Genomic DNA, 18,987 nt, shown 5'->3' with positions numbered 1-18,987 from the left:
CAGCACTACACCAGTGTCTGAAAGCCCATGGGATCCCGGATGATTCTGATCCGTTTCTTGAGCTTGATCGGCCGCAGGTGGAATTGGACGTATCTCAAACGTAGCTGGAGGTGTTCGACAGGTGGCAAGTTCGAGTGAGCGGACTGACGACTTTCCCCGAGTCAATAGTGAACCTGAAAGCCTGCTTCTGCAGGAAATCTTTACCGCACATAAAGCGAGGGGGCGCTGGCCAAGCTCTAAAAAATTGAACCGCTTGTTCCAGAAGTCTGGCAATTCGCTCCGCTCTGTGGTTGCCGGATTACCCGATGGGCTAGTTGAGGGAATCCCCGATGGGGCAGGCGCTAAGGTCTCGTCGATTGATGAAGTCCGTCTGACTCTGGTGGGGGTTGCTAATTGTGCAGGATCGGATGGAGTGCTATTGCTATTTTTGCAGATTTTACGAGAGGCTGTGAGGAAGGAGAAGGATGCAGCGCGTTGGAGCTCTGAACGCATCAGCTTTAGTCCCTTGGAAAGCAGCGATGTCGCGGCCGCATGCCGTGGTCTAGAATTTAGGGATCCCGTGGATTTTTTGATGGATGTTGTGCGCTCCGAGCCCTGGTGTACTGATGCTGTAAGAAGAGGAGGTCGGGAGGTTATTGTCCCGGCGCATATGTCCGTGGACAGCAGGGTCCGATTCTTTGCTGGCGCTCAGGACTTTCGGGATTATTGGCTCCGGAGGAGGAATTTCATCGAAAATTACCACTCCTTGCGTCAGAGGAGGGATCTGGATGGGTTGCATCCGGAGATTATTTCCGTGGTGGGGTCGCTGTGGAGCGATGGGCACTTTGCGCAAGCTGTTCTAGCCGTCTTTCGGCATATTGAATTCCGCGTACAAAATGTAACTGGGGAGCTTTCCGAGTCGGGGCAGTCCTTGATGGCTAAGGCGTTCTCGGATCCGATTCAAGGGATCGATGTGCGGCGAGCCAATGGAATGTCCGGACAGAGTGAGCAAGCTGGTTTCAAGTTCCTTTTTATGGGGGCTATGGCTGGATTGCGTAATCCGCGAGCGCATGGCAGCCCTCCCGAGGAAGAAGAATCCGAATCGTACGAGGCGATTGCCTTTGGAAGCCTTCTGCTCCGTCGCCTAGATCTCGCTGCTCAGCGAGGGATTACCACGACCTCGTGAGCCAGCCGCCGAACGGTCGCTTCCTGCATGGCCTGGCCGATGGCTCTATGGACAGGACCGGTGAGGGGCGATGTGGAACAACTTGGTGAGCGAGTGCGAAGACGGGTGCTGCTCGGGGTCGGCGGGTGCTTCGATGGCTTCGGCGGCGGCCGTCAGGATCGAGCGGCGGGTGGCGGGGTGGCGGCGCCGCGGTGGGCGGGTTCCAGGGCGTCCCAGAGGTTGGTGCCGTCGATCCACCGCTTGGTCGGCCAGGTGCCTGCCCTGGCCGTGGTTGCGGTGGGCCTGAGAGGACGTTCTGAGCCGCTTTGCCCGATTCGGCTATTGGCCCGGGTCAGGAGGGCTGGTGGCCGGGGAGTTCGGGTGGGGCCGCATCAGTAGCAGGTCCTCGCCCCAGGCGACGAACGCCGCGAAATCCAGTGTCACGCCAGGTCCTTGCGCATCAGCGTGCACATCGTCTCGTACCGCTGGAGCGAGCCGTCCTCGGCCTCCACGTCCCAGGAGTCGAGCGAGCGGCCGAAGGCCTGGTAGCCCAGGCGTTCGTAAAGGGCGTGGGCGCGCGGGTTGCTCTCCTCGACGCCGAGTTCGGCGCGGGTCAGGCCCCGGGCGCCGATCCGCTGCTCGGCGGAGCGGATAAGCAGCGTGCCGATCCCGCAGGACTGCAGGGCCGGGTGGACACCGAGTTGCCAGAGCGTGCCGGCGCCGGGCTTGACCGTGTAGTCGATGCCGCCGACCGCCACCGGGAGCCCGACCGGCGTGCACACCGCCAGGTAGTCGATCTCGCCCGCCTCGGCGCGGCGGATCTGGTGGACGAGCTCGCGCACGTGTTTGGGGGAACCAGCCCAGCTACAGGACGGCAGGTTCGCGTCAGTGAGGCCGCGTACCGACAGGTGCAGCCTGATCTCGGTCACCGCCGCATCCCTTCGACTCCAACAGCGGCCGTCTCCTATTTCAGCAAGCCGGTCCCGTTGCCGTCCAAGGGGTTTCAGGCCAGCCCCGACGTCAGCCGGAAGGCCTTGCGCTCGCGACTGGGGCCGGGCGTCGGCGAGGTTCGGGGCGTCCCGGGGCAGCACGGTGACGTCCGTGGGCGGGGCGCAGGCCCGATTCAACCGTCGGCTTGGTCAGGGTGGGCTGGTGGCGCGGCATGACGGCGTTGGTCGGGCGGTGCTGGGCGAACAAGCCGGGTTCGGGCTCGGTGAGGACGCCGAGGCTGACCAGGCGCTTGAGCTTGTGCCGGGTGCTCTCGATGTTCTTCGGCACCCACTGGCAGCCGGTCCTGCCCTGGTACAGGATCGCGTTGACGATCTCCCGCATCTCGTAGCGGCCCTGATGCCCCGTCGGAGACGGATGGTCGGCCTTCCACGCCGAGATCACCGGCTCGATCAACGCCCATCGCCCATCGCTCATCGGACAAGTCACTCTTGTATGGCTTGCGGTCACTCACCCGAACAGCCCAGCAGGACCAAGCCGCGCGACCGGCCTGAATCGCCCCAGCCCACACAATCAGGTGACCACAAGACAGTCATACTGGCTCAGAACGTCCTCTGAGTGCACGGAACGGCGATGGCCCGGGCCGCTGAGCGGGCCGGGCCGTCGTTTGCCTTGGTGGGGGGGGGTGGGGTCAGGGGGTGGGGCGGAGGGTGGCGGTGGTGGTGCGGGCTAGCCAGACGCCTAGGAGGGCTTGGAGGAGGCTGATCAGGAGGGTGGCGGTGATCATCAGGGAGGCCAGGGCCGGGAGGCCGGCGAGGGCGGCGAGGGTGCGGGCGGTGCCGGCTACGGCTTCGCCGGTGGCGGTGCGCCAGAGGAGGGGGACGGCCCAGCCGGCGAGGGCGGCTGTGGTGGCGGTGAGGACGGCGGTGCGGGCTCGTTGGCCGCGCAGGGCGGTGGTGGTGCCGAGGGCGAGGCCGCAGAGGAAGGGGAGGTACCAGAGGGACCAGAGGGAGCCGAGGGCTATGACGGTGGTGGCAGTGAGGGTGAGGAGGAGGGGGAGGAGGGTGGGGGAGGGGTGTTGTTGCGTCATGGTGGTCAGGCTCCCGGTCGCAGGGTCCACACCTTGGTGGAGGCGGGTTGGTCGGCGGCCATCAGGAGCGGCGGGTTCCGGCCCTCCCACCAGTAGGGGATGAAGTTCCGGTACCAGGGTGAGGCCGGGTTCTCGCTCTGGCCGCCGGGGTAGACGGCCTGCGCGGTGGCGGTGTCCGGGCCCTTCCAGTCGACGACCATGCGCCAGCTCGGGCCGAAGGTGGAGTTCATGCCGCCGTCGGCCGCGTTGACCGTCCAGCGGTCGCCCTCGGCGGGTTTGGGGCCGTAGCCGAGGGCTTCGGCGCCGGTGAGGGAGGGGATCTGCCGGGTGTGGACGCGGTCCCAGGTCCAGGTGTCGGGGTCGTTGCCGAGGTCCTGGGACAGTTCGGAGACGGCCTGGGTGAACGCGGTGCGCATGGCGTCCGTCGCGGTGCGGGTCGGGCCGCCGGGGGAGGTGAAGGCCGGGTTGGTCGGGTCGTGCAGGGTCCAGGCTTCGAGGTTCTCGTCGAGGCTGGGCAGTGCGCTGGAGACCTTGAGGTACAGGCGGTCGCGTTCGACCGGCACCTTGGCGTGGTCCCACCAGGGCTGGAAGGTGGTCTCCAGGTAGTCGTTCCAGAAGGTCCACCAGATCGGCCCGCCGGCGACGCCGGGTTTCATGGTGTGGTCCCAGCGGTTCAGGACGTCGAGGGCGGCCTGTTGGCGGGGGTCGAGCTTCTGGTCGGCCAGGGCGGTCTTCAGGTGCGGCAGGATGACGGTGGCGAGGTAGTCCGTGACGTCGTTCTGCAGGGTGGCGAAGTCCGCGCTGGTCATCGCCTGGTGGCTCTCCAGGTACTGGTAGATCCGGTTGGCCCGGTAGCCGTTGTCGAAGGCGTTGAGCGTGGTGCCGATGTAGTACGGGTAGTCGGCGGAGACGGGGCGCTGGTTGGCCGTCGCGACCACGTGGTTCGGCGGGTTGTGGACCTGCGGGGTGGCGTCGAAGGGGATGGCGCCGACCACGTCGTACTCGCCGGTGCCGGGCATCGGGAACCAGGGGTTGCCGCCCTTGGTGAGGGGGAAGTACCCGGCGGCGACCACGCCGATGTTGCCGCCACCGTCGGCGTAGGCGAAGTTGAGCGTGGGGGCGTGCCAGTCGGCGAGCGCGGTGCGGAACTCCTGGTAGTCGCGGGCCTTGTTGACGGAGAGCAGGACGGCCAGGTCGGGGGAGGGGATGTTGCCCATCCAGCTGACCGAGGTGGTCTGCCCGGCCCTGGTCAGGACCGGCCCGTGCACGGTGAGGTCCACGGCGAGGTGTTCGGTGTCGCCGCCCCGGACCGGGATGGTGTACTCCACCCGCTGCATCGGGTGCCACGCGTTGTTCCAGAAGTACTGGCCGGGGTGGTCGGGGCTGGTCTGCTCGCTGTAGAAGACCGTCGACTGGTTCTGCCCGTCCGTCAGGGACCAGGAGATGTTGGCGTTGCGGCCGATCAGCACGCCGGGCATGCCGGCCATGCTGGCGCCGGTGACGTCGGTCTCCGGCGAGGACAGCGCGATCTGGTACCAGTACGAGGGCAGGGTCATCGGCAGGTGCGGGTCGCCGGCGAGCATCGCGTTGCCGCCGGCGACGGCCGGGCCGTTCGCCGCCCAGGCGTTGCTGTCCGGGAAGGTGTGGACCTGGGTGGCCGGGAGCGCGCGGATGGTGTCCAGCAGGGCGTGGGCCGCGGTCGCCTCCCCGGCGGGGTCGGGCTTCCCGGTGGGGGCGACGGGCGCGGGGCGGGGCTCCGACCGGTTGGCGGCGGCTTGGCCGTCGGGCCCGGCGGTGTTGACGTTCGCGGGCAGCGGCGCGATGCCGAGGTCGCGGTACGGCCCGACGTCGTACGGCCGCTGGTCGTTGGGCGCGTGGACCGGGAACCAGTCCATGGTGCGCTCCTCGCCGAGGGACTCCCGGAAGATCGCGTAGTCCAGCGGGGTGCTGGTGAAGTCCATGCTCTGGGTGAGGAGTTCCTGGATGACCAGGCTGTCGACCGGGGTCCAGTCGGCCGGGTAGACCCCGGTGAGGGAGAAGATCGCCGGCCACTGCCCGTTGTGGCGCAGCTCGGAGATCCAGGCGTTGATTCCCCGGGTGTAGCTGGTGAGGGCGCGGCCGGCCGGGCTGTCGGGTGGGGTGGCGGCCCAGGTGGCCTCGGCGGTGCGCAGGAGTCCCATCTGGAGTTCGAAGCGGTCGGACTCGACGCTCCCGGGCCCGTTGAGTTCCGCCAGGCGTCCGCGCCCGGCGCGCCGCTCCAGGTCGAGCTGGGCGAGCCGGAAGCGGGCGTGCAGGTAGCCCTGGGCCTGGAACAGGTCGGTGTCGGAGGCGGCCTTGACGGCGGGGACGCCGTTGTCGTCGAAGGCGACCGTGACCGGCGCGTTCAGGCCCGCCAGGGTGAGGGTCTCGGTGTGCGGGAGTTCGGCGCCGGCGGCGGAGTCCCACGCCCCGGCCCCGGGGACGAGGGCGGTTCCGAGGGCCGGGATGGGCCCGATGCCCAGCGCGAGCAGCGCGAGGACCAGGGCGGAGACTACGGCTGCCACCGCCGCGTGGGTGGCTGTGCGTATGCGCCGCGGCAAGTTGACTCCAGGGGTGCGAGGTTGGGCGGGTGCGGTGGGGCGGGACGAGGAGGGTAGATACCGGGGCCGGGGCTCAGGACCGTCAGGACCAGAAGTCGGCCATCGTGCGGTGGATGCCCTCGACGGTGGCCCGGAGCTCGGGGTGTCCGGGGGCGGAGCCGTAGACCGTGCCGATCAGCCACTCGGTGCCGGCCCGCCAGTCGGCCCGCCAGGACGGGTCGATCCGGGCGTCCACCAGGTCCACCCCGGGGAGGTGCTGGAGGCCGTCGAGCACCTCGGCGGGGCCGGGGGCGAGGCCGTCGGCGGGCGGGGAGATGAAGTACTGGAACGCCACCTTCGGGCAGCCTGTGCCCAGGGCGAGCACCGGCTCGGGCGGGTCGAACGCGCCGAGTGCCAGTTGGAGGGCGAGGACGAGCAGGTCCGTCCCGGCGGAGCGCTTGAGGACGTCCGAGACGTGCCCGCCCAGGCGGCCGTTGACCTCGATCAGCCGCGGCCCGTCGGGGGTGAACTTGATCTCGGTGTGGGTGACGCCCTCGCGGATGCCGAGCGCCCGCAGCGCGCGCTGCTCCAGGGCCACGACCTCGTCGGCCAGGCCGGCGGGGAGCAGGGCCGGGGTGAAGTAGCCGGTCTCCCGGAACGGGGGAGCCAGTGGCAGCTTGCCGGTGACCGCGACGGTGCGGATCTCGCCGTCGCGGATCGCGGACTCGACCGAGACGTAGTCGCCCCAGAACTCCCCCACCACGGTGGGGTCGCTGACCAGGTACTCCTCCAGCACGAACACCGCCGGGCTCGCCACGCCCTCGGTGAACTCGGCGTACCGGTCGGCCAGTTCGGCGGCGCTGCGGACCAGGCAGGTGTCCACGCTGCCGGCCCCCGAGCGGGGCTTGAGGACGGCGGGCAGCCCGGTCGCGGCGAGGGCCGGGCCGAGGTCGGTGGCGGAGTGGACCGTCCGGCAGGCGGTGGCCTGTACGCCCGCCGCCGCCAGGGCCTCGCGCTGGCGGAACTTGTCGACCAGGACCTCGACGGTGGCCCGGTCGTGGAACGGCAGGCCGCACCGCGCGGCCACGGCGGCCGCCGTCCGGAGCAGGTGGTCACTGAAGGTGATCACTCCGGCGGCGCCGAACTCGGCGGCCCGGTCGCACAGTTGCTCCTCGGTCAGGCCGGCCGTGTCCACCACGGTGGCCGACTTCGGCAGCTGGGCCAGGTCGGCGGCCACCTTCGGGTCGCCGAGGTCGCCGAGGAAGACCGCCGTGCACAGCCGCCGCCCGGCGGTCAGGACCCCGCGCGCGGTGGCCGAGCCCCGGCCGTAGACGACCAGCAGCACCGGGGGAGAAAGGGACGCCGGGGACGAAGGGGGCGCCGGGTTCGAGCCGCCCATGTCAGCGCTCCTGCGGCTGGTTCGGGCTGAACGCCGCGCGCTCGGCGGCGACGGAGCGGTGCTCCCAGGCCTCCCGGTCGCGCAGGTAGAGCGGCCGGTCGGCGACGATGGCCCGGGTCTCGGCCGAGCCCGCCGAGAGCCGCCACCGCACCGAGCCGGTGACGGGCGCCGAGCAGACCTCGATGAACGCCTGGCTGGCCCGGCGCAGTTCGCCGAACCAGCGGCCCTCCAGCGCCTCGCGGACCCACAGCTGCTCCTGGTTCAGCTTCTCCCGCAGCAGCTCGGCGGAGAGGGTGGCCGTCTCCAGGTGGCGGCGCGAGCGCAGCAGCAGCCAGGCGGCGGGCATCTCGCGGATCTCCAGCACCTTCGGGCCGTGGCCCAGGTGTTCGAGCCCGCTGTACCGGCCGAGGCCGTGCGCGCCGACCAGGCGGTTGAGGGTGTCGATCAGCTCGGTCAGCGGCAGCCGGCGGCCGTCCACCGCGACCGGACGGCCCGCCTCGAACGCGACCTCGACGGCCTCCGGGGCCTCGGCGGGGCGCAGCGCGCTCCACTGGTAGAGCCGCTCGGGCACGGCGTGGTCCTCGGGGTCGTCGAGGATCCCGGACTCGAACTCCCGGCACCACAGGTTGGAGTCGCCGCTGACCAGCCGCTCGCTCAGCTGCTCCAGGCCGGCTTCCTTGAGCTCGCGCATCTTCTGGTCCCGGTCCACCGGGTCCAGGTCGTACGGGCTGCCGTAGCGCCCGGCGAAGCCGAGCAGTTCGAGGGCGCCGTTGAGCCGGCGCAGGGTGTTCTGGGAGCGGTTGGCGGTGTGCAGCACGGTGGTGGCGCCGAGTTCGCGGGCGGTGTCGACGGCGACCTTGGCGATCAGCGGGCGGCTGAGCGAGGAGCTGACCGGGTGGGTGTCGAGGTAGACGGCGTGCGCGGCGATGGCCGGGCGGACGTAGTCCTCGGCGAACTCCTGCCGGCCGTCGACCAGGTGCAGCCGGATGCCGAGCCGGTCGGCGATCCGCTGCTTGTGCTCGCTGCTCTCGTCCTCGCCGAGGTCGACGCTGACGGCGTGGACGTTGCGGGCGCCGGCCCGGGCCAGGCGGTGCAGCAGGTAGCTGCTGTCCAGCCCGCCGCTGAACAGGGTGACGACGGGGGCCGACGGATCGCGGGCGATCGCGTCGAGCTCGCCGAAGGAACGGACGACCTGGGGAGTCACCGCGATCCCTCCGTTCCCTGCTCGGCCAGGGCGGCGGTGAAGGCCGTCACCGTGGGCTCGTCGTACATCAGGTGCATCGGGACCTCGACGCCGAGCAGCGCCTCCAGCCTGCGGGTGGCGCGGACCACCTTGAAGGAGTCCCCGCCGATCTCGAAGAAGTCGTCGTCCGGGCCGATGGCGGGCAGTCCGAGGACCTCGCACCAGACCGTGGAGACGGTGGCGGCCACGCTGTCGCCGGGCGGTGCTTGCGGTTCGTCGGTGACGGTGGGCAGGACGGCCCCGGCCCGTTCGGTCAGCAGGGCGCGGTCCAGCTTGCCGTTGGCGGTCAGCGGCATCGAGTCGACGGCGGCCAGCGACGCCGGGACCATGTACGAGGGCAGGGCGCCGCGCAGCGTCTCGCGCACGGCGGCGGTGACGCTCGCGGGCTCGGCGCCGGGTGCGAGCACCAGGAAGCCGACCAGCCGGGCGTCGCTGCCGCGGCCGTGGGCCACCATGGCCGCCTGCCGGACCTCGGGCACCCGCAGGGCGGCGGACTCGATCTCGCCCAGTTCGATCCGGTAGCCGCGGATCTTCACCTGGAGGTCGACCCGGCCCAGGAACTCCAGGCCGCCCACCGGGTGGGTACGGACCAGGTCGCCCGAGCGGTAGAGCGGGCCGGGGCCGTCGCCGAGGTGGTCCGGGACGAAGCGCTCCGCGGTGAGCTCGGGCCGGTTGAGGTAGCCGAGGGCGAGGCCCTCGCCGCCGATGTAGAGCTCGCCGGGCTCGCCGTCCGGCACGGGCTTGCCGTCCTCGTCGAGGATCCACAGGGTGGTGTCCTCGATGGCCGGGCCGATGTAGACGGTGTCCAGGCCGGGGTCGCGCGGGGGCACCCAGGCGGTGCAGTAGATGGTGCACTCGCTCGGCCCGTAGAGGTTGGTGAGCGGCGCGGTGGACTGGGCGTGGAAGCGGCGGACCAGCTCGGGCGCGAGCGGCTCGCCGCCGGTGAGGACGCGCCGCAGGCCGTCGAAGCGCTCCTCGGGCCCGCGGGCCAGCAGGAACAGCTCCAGCAGCGAGACCACGCAGTAGAAGATGGTGATGTCGGCCGCGCGGATGGTCTCGGCGAGGTAGTCGGCGTCGCGCTGGCGGCCGGGGGCGGCGATGACGATGGTGGTGCCGGTGATCAGCGGCCAGTACACCTCGATCAGGAACATGTCGAAGCTGCACGCGGTGTGGTGCAGCATCCGGTCGTCCGGGCCGAGTCCGTGGCCGCGCTGGAGCGCCCGCAGGCGGGTGGTCACCGCGCGGTGCGGGATCAGCGAGGCCTTGGGCCGGCCGGTGGAGCCGGAGGTGTAGATGACGACCGCGGGCTGCTCGGCGAGGTCGGCCGCCGGCTCGAACGGGACGGCCGGGCGGGCCGCCGCGCACTCGTCGACGGTGACGATCTCGGTGCCCGGCAACTCGGGGAAGCGGGAGCGCAGTTCGGGGGTGGTGATCAGCAGCCGGGGCGTGCAGTCGGCCAGCATGTCGAGGGTGCGGGCGACCGGGTCGTTGACGTCGAAGGCGACCTGGGCGGCGCCGGCCAGGATCACCCCGGCCACGGCGACCACGAAGTCGGCCGAGCGCTCCAGGTAGACCGCGACCCGCTCGCCCGGGCGCACCCCCCGCTCGCGCAGCAGCGAGGCGACCCGCACGGTGCGGTCCCTGAGCTCGCCCGCGAGCAGGACCCGGTCGCCGTCGACCACGGCGGGCTGCGCCGGATCGGCCTCCCAGCGGGAGAGCAGCAGGGTGTCGAGCCGTCGTTCGCCGTCGTCGAGAATCGTGGCCGTAGAGCTAGCCATGGAGGTTGTGTCCAATCGGTGTGGTCGGTGCAGGGGCGTCCCGGCGGCCGGGGCCGGCCGGGACGCCGGTTGGTTCACTGGTCGGCGTCGGCCAAGGCGTCGGAGCCCGGGGTGTCGGAGCCCGAAGCGTCGGCGTCGGCGGCCAGGGCCGGGCCGATGGCCGCGGTGAGGTCGCGGACCGTGGAGGAGTCGAAGAGCAGCTCGATGTCGAGCGAGCAGCCGAGTTCCGCCTCCAGCCGGGAGACCAGTCGCAGGGCGCGCAGCGAGTCGCCGCCCAGCTCGAAGAAGTCGTCGTCCAAGCCGACCTCGGGCAGGGCCAGGACCTCGCGGAACAGCCGGGCCACCAGCGCCTCGTGGTCCGCCGTGCCGCTCGGCCCGCCGGTCGGCGCGGCCTCGTCGGCGAACCCGGCCGGGGTGGGCAGGGCGAGCAGGTCGGTCTTGCCGGCCGGGGTGAGCGGCAGTTCGGCGAGGACGGTGACCGCCTCGGGGACCATGTACGAGGGCAGCGAGCGCCGCAGCCCGGCCTGGACGCCGGCGGCGTCGAGCGGGGCGCCCCGGTCGGCGGGCACCACCCAGGCGACCAGGCGGCCCTCCCGGACGGCGACCGCGGCGGCCGCCACCTCGGGCAGGGCCAGCAGGACCTGCTCGATCTCGCCGGGCTCGATCCGGTAGCCGCGCAGCTTGAGCTGGCGGTCCATCCGGCCGAGCAGCTCGATCCGCCCGTCGGGCAGGCGGCGGGCGTGGTCGCCGGTGCGGTACATCCGGCCGCCCGTGAACGGGTCGGTGACGAACCGCTCGGCCGTCAGCTCGGGCCGCTGCCAGTAGCCCTGGGCGACGCCGTCGCCGCCGATGCACAGCTCGCCGACACAGCCGACCGGCAGCAGTTCGCCGTCCACGGTGTCCAGCACGTGCAGCACGGTGTTGGCGATCGGGCGGCCGACGGTGACCCGGGTGGTGTCGGCGGTGATCCGCTCGACGCTGGAGTACACGGTGGTCTCGGTCGGCCCGTACATGTTCCACACCGACTCGCCGCGCTCGGCCAGCGGCGCCGCCAGGTCCGCGGGGAAGGCCTCGCCGCAGCTGTAGAGCCGGGGCCGGCCGGCGCCCTGCCAGTCGGAGTCCAGCAGCGCCCGGTAGCGGGACGGGGTGGCCTGGAGCGCGGTGATGCCGTGCTCGACGCTGTAGCGGTCGAGTTCGCGGCCGCTCAGCCCGAGCGCCTGGCCGCCCACGTGCACCGTCGCGCCGACGGCGAGCGGCACCAGCAGCTCGGCCAGCGAGGTGTCGAAGCTGAGCGTGGTGAGGGCGAGGAAGCGGGTGTCGCCGTCGAGGCCGGGGTGACGGCGGGCCAGGCTGTCCACCAGGTTCGCCAGCGCCCGGTGGCCGACGGCGACGCCCTTGGGGCGGCCGGTGGAGCCGGAGGTGAACATCAGGTACGCGAGGCCGTCCGGGGCGGCGCCCGGCAGCTGGGCGGTCTCCTGGAGCGTCAGGTCGGCGGCGGCCAGGTCCAGGGAGGCCAGGTCGACGGCGGCGCCGTCCCAGCCGGCCAGCGCGGGCGCGCCGGTCGCGTCAGTGAGCACCACGGCCGGGGCCGCGTCCGCCAGGACGAGGCCGATCCGCTCCACCGGGTGGGCCGGGTCGAGCGGGACGAACGCGGCCCCGGCCCGGGCGACGGCCAGCATCGCGGTCACCAGGTCGGCGCTGCGGCCCAGGCAGACGCCCACCCGGTCGCCGGCGCGTACGCCGCGCGCGGCCAGCTGCCGGGCCAGGGCGTCGGCCCGCCGGTCGAGCTCGCGGTAGCTGTACCGGGTCTGCTGGTCGACCACCGCCGGGTGGTCCGGGCGGCTGCGGACCGCGTCGTCGATCAGCCCGGACAGCAGGGCCGACGGCTCGCCGCGGTCGATCTCGCTGCCGTTCCAGGTGTCGAGCTGGCGGGCGCGGGCCGCCTCGGGGACGGCCAGCAGCTCCCGGACCGGGCGGCCGGGCTGCGCGGCGATGCGGGTCAGCACCGCGACGACGTGGTCGAGCAGCGCGGCGGTCTCCTCCGGGGTGATCCGCCCGGCGTCCACCACCGCCTGGAGCTGCATCTCGGCGGCGGCCCGCACGACCAGGGTGACCGGGTAGTTGGTCCGGGTCTCGTAGCGGACGTCGCTGACCGTGACCGCGCCGTGGGAGAGCACCGCCTCGGTGCGGTCCGGGTAGTTCTCGACCACCACGACGGTGTCGAACAGCGGTACGCCGGGCGCGGTGTCGGCCCAGCGCTGGATGTCGGTCAGCGGGGTGTGCTGGTGGTCCAGCAGCGGGTGGCGGGTCGCGGCGTGGCGAGCGAGCCACTCGTCGCCGGGCAGCTCCCGGTCGATCCGCACCCGCACCGGGACGGTGTTGATGAACATCCCGAGCATCTGGTCCGCCCGGTCCAGGTCGACGGGGCGGCCCGAGACGGTCACGCCGACCACCACGTCGTCGCGGCCGGAGCAGCGCGCGACCGTCCCCGCCCAGGCGGCCTCGACCAGGCTGCTGAGCGTGGTCGCCTTGCCGGCGGCCAGCCGCCGCAGCGCGGTGACGGTCTCGGCGGGCAGCTCGGCCCGCACCGTGCGGAAGTCGCCGGACGGCTTGGCGCCCGGGCGCACGCCCGGCAGGCTCAGCGTCGCCGGCTCGCGGTAGCCCGCCAGGTAGCCGGTCCAGAACGCGCGGTCGCGCTCGGCCTCCTGACGGCCCAGCCAGGCGATGTACTCGCGGAAGGCGGGCGGCGCGGGCGCCTCGGCGGCGTCACCGGAGAGTCCGGCGGTGACCTCGGCCAGCAGCAGCGCGGCGGACCAGCCGTCCAGCAGCAGGTGGTGGTACGTCCACACCACCAGGTGCTCGTCGGGCAGGCGCAGTACCAGCAGCCGCATCAGCGGCGGCCGGGCCAGGTCGAAGCGCTCGCGGGCGCGCTGCTCCAGCTCCTCGGCGACGGCGCGCTCCCGGGCCGGCTCGTCCAGCCCGGACAGGTCGCGGAACTCGATCGGCAGGTCCGCCTTGGGCAGCACCACCTGGTGCGGGGTGCGGATCCGCTCGCGGACGAAGGCCGTGCGCAGCACCGGGTGCCGGGCGATCGCGCGCTGCCAGGCGGCGCCCAGCTCGGCCAGGTCCAGTTCGCCGCGCACCCGGAAGGTGGTCAGCTCGACGTACAGGCCGTGCTCGGGGGAGGTGGTGCTGTGGAAGAGCATCCCCTCCTGGGTCGGCGAGAGCGGGTAGATGTCCTCGATGTCGTTCACTTGGTGTCCTCTCCTGACCGGAACAGGGCGAATACCCGGGCCAGGTCGTCTTCGCTGAGGTCCGCGTCCGAGAACGCCTCGCCCGACCCCTTCGCGGGGGCCGGATCGGGCTCGGTGGGAGCGGTGGGCGGGGCGGGGGTGTCGGACGCCGGCTCGGCGGCGGGCGCGCGGTCCGCGCGCAGCCGGGCGGCGAGCTGTCCGACGGTGGGGTGGGCGAAGAGGTCGCCGGGGGAGACGGTCAGGCCCTGCCGCTGGAGTTCGGCGGTGATCTGGACGATCAGCAGGGAGTCGCCGCCGAGTTCGAAGATGCTGTCCTCGGGGCCGATCCGGGGGACGCCGAGCAGCCGGGACCAGACCGCGGAGATCTGCTCCTCCAGCCCCTCGGGGCCGGTCGCCGGGGCGGCCTGCGGCGTGGAGGGTGCGGCCTGCGATGCGGCCGGGACGGGCGCGGCCGGCCCGGCCGCGCGGGGGCTGACCAGCACGTGCGGGAGGTGACGGTTGGCCAGGATCCGGTCGAAGGCCAGCAGGCCCTCCCGGGTCGGGATGCCGTCTTCCGCGTCTGGGCCGGGAACGTCCGGGCCAGGAGAGCCCGGGCCGGGGGCGGCCGGGGCCGGGCGCAGCACGAAGCCCTCGACGAGCACGGCCGCAGTGCCGTCCGGCCCGGCGACGACCACGTCGACGACCAGCGTGTCGCCCGCCCCGGCGTCACCGGAGCGGCGGTCGACCCGAACCACGGCTTCGGGGCCGAGCGGGCCGAGCACCACCAGGCGGCGGTAGGCGACCGGCAGGTGGCTGCCGGTGCGGGCGGTGACGGCGCCGGTGGCGGTGTCCAGCAGCGCGGGGTGCAGCGGGTGCGCGGCCAGGTCGCCGTGGAACGCCTCGGGCAGGCGCAGCCGCAGCATCGCCTCGCCGCGCCCGTCCTCGCGGACCTCGGTGACGCTCTCCCAGCGCGGCCCGGTGCGCAGGCCGCTGGCGCCGCCGGGCTGCTCCCCGGCGGCGGAGGGCACCGCGACCTGCGGCACCGGGGCGCAGCGGGCCGCGAGGCCGTCGAGGTCCAGGCGCTCGGGGGAGCCGCCCCCGTACGGTGCGATCCGGCCCTGGGCGTGCGGCCTGGACGGCACGGCGGTGGAGCGGACCTCCCACAGGTGCCCGCCGTCGGGCGCCGGACGCAGCCGCAGGGTGACCTCGGGCGGGGCGTCGGCGGGCATCCGCAGCGGGTGGGTGAAGACCGCGTCCAGCTCGACCGGCCCGTCCCCGACCGCCAACCGGTGCCCGGCGACGGCGAGTTCGAGCAGCGCGGTGCCGGGCAGGACCGGGACGTCGCCGATCCGGTGCTCCTCGGCCGGCCAGACGCTCTGGTCGGTGCGGCGCAGCCGCAGCTCCACCGTCCCGTCCGGCTCCGCCCGGCGGGCGTCGAACAGGGCGTGGTCGAGCACCTCGCCGCCGTCGAGCCAGTCGTGCAGGCCGGACCGCACTGCCATGCCGGTCTGCGACCAGCGGTCCCAGCCGATCGACACGGCGGCCCGGGTGCCGGCGGCGAAGCTGTCCAGGAAGGCGTTGGCGCCGGTGTAGTCGGCCTGGCCGACCGCACCGGTGACCGCCAGCACCGAGGAGCAGAGCACCAGCACCGGCCGGTCCACGGCCGTCAGCCGCTCCAGCAGGACGGTGCCGAGCACCTTGGGGGCGAGCACCCGCGCCATCTCCCCGGCGCTGCGCAGCGCGGTGACACCGCCGCCGGGCACCCCGGCGGCGTGCACCACCCCGGCGATCGGGCCGTACGCGGCCCGGACCCGGTCGAGCGCGGCGCCGAGCGCGGCCTCGTCGGTGACGTCCGCCTGGACGAGGCAGAGCCGGGCGCCGTGCGCCGTCAGCCCGGCGAGGGCCTCGGCCAGCTCCGGCGGGCAGCTCGCGGCGGGCGCCGCGCCCTCGGGGCGCAGGCTCCGCCAGCCGGCGCCGTCGGGGACGGCACGGCGGGTGAGCAGGACGAGCGTCCGGCCGGCGTCCTCGGCGAGGTGGCCGGCCACGGCCAGACCGATCCCGCCCAGGCCGCCGGTGACCAGCCACACGCCGGACGGCGCGGCGGGCTGCGGCCCGGCCGGGTCGGTGAGGACGGGACGCTCCGGGGCCGGCACCAGGTGCGCCCGGCCGCGGACGGCGGTCAGCGGCGCCGCAGCGCGCCCGGCGCGCAGCTGCGCCACCACGGTCTGCGCCGCCAGGGCCAGTTCCTCGGGCTCCCGGGTCGGGCAGTCCAGGTCGAGGGCCTGGACGGTGACGCCGGGCAGCTCCTGCGGCAGCACCCGCACCGCGCCCAGCCCGGCGGCGGCCTGCGGGGTGCGGGCGGGCTGCCCGTGCACCCCGTGGGCGGCGTCGGTGACCAGCAGCATCCGCAGCGGCCGGCCGGGGAACGCCTCGCCCAGGGCCCGGGCCAGCTGGACCGGGACGGTGAGGGCGCGCAGCGCGCCGTCGGCCGCCTCGCCCGGGGTGGCCCGGTGCAGCGGCGGGGTGTCCAGGGCCCAGCAGGAGAGGACGGCGTCCGGTGCGGTGCCGCGCGCGGCCAGGGCGGCGGCCAGCGCGGGGAAGGCGGCGGGGTCGTCGGCGTCGAGCGTGAAGGGGGCGTCGAGCGTGAGCCCGGTGGGCGCCCCGGCGCGGGCGCGGACCAGGCTGACCTGGGCGCCGGCGGCGGCGAGCTCTCCGGCGACGGCCTCGGCGAGGCCGGACTCGTCGGCGAGCAGGAGCACCGACGACGGGAGCGGGCCGGTGCCGGACGGCGGCAGCGCCTGCGTCCAGGACACGACGTGCAGCCAGTCGTCCACGCCGCTCGCACCGTCGGAAACCTGCGCGGAGGCGGCGGGGCTTTGGAGGGTGGTGGCGGTGGGCTCGGCGGCGGCGGGCTCGAACCAGTGCCGGGTGGGCTCGAACGGGTAGCCCGGCAGCGAGACGTGCCGGCGCCCGGCCCGCTCGCCGAGGGCGGACCAGTCGACCTCGGCGCCCCGCTCCCACAGTCGGGCCAGCGCGGTGAGCCGGGCCGGCGGCTGGTCCGGGGCGGGCGCGGCGCCGCCGAGGGCGGGCAGCGCGGGGCGCCCGGCGCCCAGGGTCCGTACGGCGAAGCCGCTCAGGCCCCGGCCGGGGCCGAGCTCCAGCAGCGGGCCGTCGCCCGGCAGCGCGGCGAGCGCGTCGGCGAAGCGGACGGTGTGCCGCAGCTGGCGCGCCCAGTACTGCGGCGACGCGGCCTCCTCGGCGGTGAGCTCACGCCCGGTCAGGCCGGAGACGAGCGGCACGGCGGGCGCCTGGACGGGCACGGTGGCGACCAGCCGGGCGAACTCCTCCAGCAGCGGTTCGGCGTCCCGGGAGTGGAAGGCGTGCCGCACGGCCAGCTGCCGGGCGGCCACGCCGCGCGCGGCCAGCCGTTCGGCGAGCCGCGCGACCGCCTCGGGGGCGCCGGCCACCACGCAGCGGTCGGGCGCGTTGACGGCGGCCAGCTCCGGCCCGGCCGGGTCGTCCAGCAGGGCGCGCAGCTCCGGCTCGGGCAGCGGGACGCTGAGCATCGCGCCGGGCGCCATGGTGCCCATCAGCCGGCCGCGTTCGGCCACCAGCCGGGCGGCGCCGGGCAGGTCGAAGACGCCGGCGGCGCAGGCGGCCGCGAACTCGCCGACGCTGTGCCCGGCGAGTGCGACCGGTCGGATGCCGAGCCCCGTCCACCACGCGGTGAGCGCGTACTCCACCGCGAACAGGGCCGGCTGGGCGGTCTCGGTCCGGTCGAACAGGTCCGGGTGGGCCGGGTCGAGCAGCAGCTCGCGCAGCGGCGCCGTGGTCCACGGCCGCAGGGCGTCCAGGCAGCGGTCGAGCGCGGCGCGGAAGAGCGGCTCGGCGCGGTACGGCTCGGCCGCCATGCCGGGGTGGCCGGCCCCCTGCCCGGGGTAGAGGAAGGCGACCTTCTGGCCGGTCCCGACGGCCTGGACGGCCTGGGCGGCGGGGGACGCCTCGCCCGAACGACCGGTCAGGACGGCGCGCCGCCACGGGTGCTGGCGCCGCCTGGTCTGGAGGGTGAACGCGGCATCGCCCGCGTCGGGCGCACCGGGGCCGGCCAGCGCCGCGCCGATCCGCTCGGCGGCCCGGTCGAGCGCCCGCTCGCTCCTGGCGGACAGCGGCAGCAGCTCCCACTGCGCCGGCTCGGCGGCGGGCGCGGCGGGCAGCGGCGGCGCGTCCTGGAGGATCAGGTGGGCGTTGGTGCCGCCGATGCCGAAGGAGCTGACGCCCGCGATCCGGGCGCCGTCGCGGCCGGACCACGGCTCGGCCTCGGTCAGCACCCGGAACAGGCCCGGGGCCAGCTCGGGGCTGGGGCTCTCGAAGTGCACGGTCGGCAGCAGCGTGCGGTGCTGGAGCGCGAGCACCGTCTTGATCAGCCCGGCCATCCCGGCGCAGGTGTCCAGGTGGCCGACGTTCGACTTGACCGCGCCGAGCACCCGTCGGGAGTCCGGGGCGTCCGCGAACACCCGGCCCAGTGCGGCGAGTTCGATCCGGTCGCCGAGCGCGGTGCCGGTGCCGTGCGCCTCGATGCAGGAGACCTCGCCGGGCGTGACCCCGGCCACGGACTGGGCCGCCGAGACGACCCGGACCTGTCCGTCCAGGCTCGGCGCGGTGAAGCCGACCTTGCGGTTCCCGTCGTTGTTGACCGCCGAGCCGAGCAGCACGGCCCGCACGGTGTCGCCGTCGGCGACCGCGTCGGCCAGCCGCTTCAGCACCACCACGCCGACGCCGCTGCCGAAGACCGTGCCGGTCGCGTCGGCGTCGAAGGGGCGGCAGTGCCCGTCGGCGGAGAGGATCCCGCCCTCGGCGTGCAGGTAGCCGAGTCCCTGGCCGATCCCGGCGGAGACGGCGCCGGCCAGCGCCACGTCGCACTCGCCGCTGAGCAGCGCCTCGGCGGCCAGGTGGACCGCGAGCAGGGCGGAGGAGCAGGCGCTCTGCACGCTCAGGCTCGGGCCGGTCAGGCCCAGCCGGTAGGAGGTCTGGGTGGCGAGGTAGTCCTTGTCCCCGGCGGCCAGCCACTGGACGTCGGCCCGGTCGGCCAGGTGGGCCGCGTTGGGCAGCAGGTGGTGCGTCAGGTAGGAGTTGAAGCCGGCCGCGGCGTAGACGCCCACGCCGCCCTCGACGCCGTCGGTCAGCTGCCCGGCGTCCTCCAGCGCGGTGACCGCGCACTGCAGGAACAGCCGGTGCTGGGGGTCCATCAGCTCGGCGTCGCGGGGCGGGATGCCGAAGTACTCGGCGTCGAACTCCGCGAGGCCCTCCAGCACGCCGCCCGCCCCGACGAACCGGGGGTCGGCCAGCCGCTCGGCGGGGACGCCCAGGGCCGCCAGCTCCTCGGGGCTCCGGAAGGTGACGCTCTCGCGGCCCGCGACCAGGTTGGCCCAGAAGGCCCCGGCGTCGGGAGCTCCGGGGAACCGGCAGGCGAGGCCGGTCACGGCGATCGCGTCCGGCAGGTCCGGCGGTGCGGCGGCCGGGCCCCCGGGGGCGTGGGTGGTCATCGGGCTTTCTCCTCATGGGTGGTGATGCGACGCGGCTCGCGGGGGTCCGGC

General features: G+C 73.8%; 9 protein-coding genes and 1 pseudogene. 1 reads left to right on the top strand and 9 read right to left on the bottom strand.

Annotated elements, in window-relative coordinates; translation table 11 throughout:
• Nucleotides 1–121: 121 nt before the first annotated feature.
• A complete protein-coding gene (locus ACFWPI_RS12305; RefSeq protein WP_380374083.1) occupies nt 122–1,165 on the top strand; it encodes a TIGR02391 family protein in 1,044 nt (347 codons plus the stop codon).
• 419 nt (nt 1,166–1,584) lie between these two features.
• Here the strand turns inward: ACFWPI_RS12305 and ACFWPI_RS12300 are convergent, their stop codons facing one another.
• The 9 genes and pseudogenes from ACFWPI_RS12300 to ACFWPI_RS12260 form a co-directional block, all read right to left on the bottom strand.
• Complete coding sequence (locus ACFWPI_RS12300; RefSeq protein ID WP_380374086.1) at nt 1,585–2,073, bottom strand: GNAT family N-acetyltransferase; 489 nt, start codon at nt 2,071–2,073, stop codon at nt 1,585–1,587.
• A gap of 349 nt (nt 2,074–2,422) precedes the next feature.
• Nucleotides 2,423–2,606: pseudogene (locus ACFWPI_RS12295) on the bottom strand (transposase); the annotation flags it as partial.
• Between the two features lie 177 nt (nt 2,607–2,783).
• A complete protein-coding gene (locus ACFWPI_RS12290) occupies nt 2,784–3,182 on the bottom strand; it encodes a hypothetical protein (protein WP_380374089.1) in 399 nt (132 codons plus the stop codon).
• Nucleotides 3,183–3,187: 5 nt separating this feature from the next.
• Nucleotides 3,188–5,725, bottom strand: coding sequence for a penicillin acylase family protein (locus tag ACFWPI_RS12285; protein WP_380374092.1), 2,538 nt, complete (start codon nt 5,723–5,725; stop codon nt 3,188–3,190).
• A 118-nt stretch (nt 5,726–5,843) separates the two neighbouring features.
• Nucleotides 5,844–7,139: an acetyl-CoA carboxylase biotin carboxylase subunit family protein gene (locus tag ACFWPI_RS12280; protein ID WP_380374095.1), complete on the bottom strand. Its 1,296-nt coding sequence runs from the start codon at nt 7,137–7,139 to the stop codon at nt 5,844–5,846.
• A 1-nt stretch (nt 7,140) separates the two neighbouring features.
• Nucleotides 7,141–8,343, bottom strand: coding sequence for an argininosuccinate synthase-related protein (locus tag ACFWPI_RS12275; protein WP_380374097.1), 1,203 nt, complete (start codon nt 8,341–8,343; stop codon nt 7,141–7,143).
• Entirely contained in the window at nt 8,340–10,160 is a 1,821-nt protein-coding gene (locus ACFWPI_RS12270) for a non-ribosomal peptide synthetase (protein ID WP_380374099.1), read from the bottom strand. Before ACFWPI_RS12270 ends, ACFWPI_RS12275 begins: the two co-directional genes overlap by 4 nt.
• Nucleotides 10,161–10,234: 74 nt before the next feature.
• Nucleotides 10,235–13,414 carry an amino acid adenylation domain-containing protein gene (locus ACFWPI_RS12265; protein WP_380374102.1) on the bottom strand — a complete coding sequence of 1,060 codons (3,180 nt, stop codon included), beginning with the start codon at nt 13,412–13,414 and terminating at the stop codon, nt 10,235–10,237.
• On the bottom strand, nt 13,411–18,936 hold the full coding sequence (locus ACFWPI_RS12260; protein WP_380374105.1) for an SDR family NAD(P)-dependent oxidoreductase: 5,526 nt from the start codon (nt 18,934–18,936) through the stop codon (nt 13,411–13,413). Before ACFWPI_RS12260 ends, ACFWPI_RS12265 begins: the two co-directional genes overlap by 4 nt.
• Nucleotides 18,937–18,987 lie beyond the last annotated feature (51 nt).

Origin of the sequence: Kitasatospora sp. NPDC058492 (assembly GCF_042720685.1) — a bacterium.
In the GTDB taxonomy this organism is placed as follows: domain Bacteria; phylum Actinomycetota; class Actinomycetes; order Streptomycetales; family Streptomycetaceae; genus Kitasatospora.
This window is presented reverse-complemented; position numbering and strand designations above follow the sequence as displayed.

Coding starts and splice junctions, on each gene's coding strand:
- ACFWPI_RS12290 (WP_380374089.1), bottom strand. CDS start 3,182: ATGACGCAACAACACCCCTCCCCCACCCTCCTCCCCCTCCTCCTCACC.
- ACFWPI_RS12280 (WP_380374095.1), bottom strand. CDS start 7,139: ATGGGCGGCTCGAACCCGGCGCCCCCTTCGTCCCCGGCGTCCCTTTCT.
- ACFWPI_RS12270 (WP_380374099.1), bottom strand. CDS start 10,160: ATGGCTAGCTCTACGGCCACGATTCTCGACGACGGCGAACGACGGCTC.
- ACFWPI_RS12260 (WP_380374105.1), bottom strand. CDS start 18,936: ATGACCACCCACGCCCCCGGGGGCCCGGCCGCCGCACCGCCGGACCTG.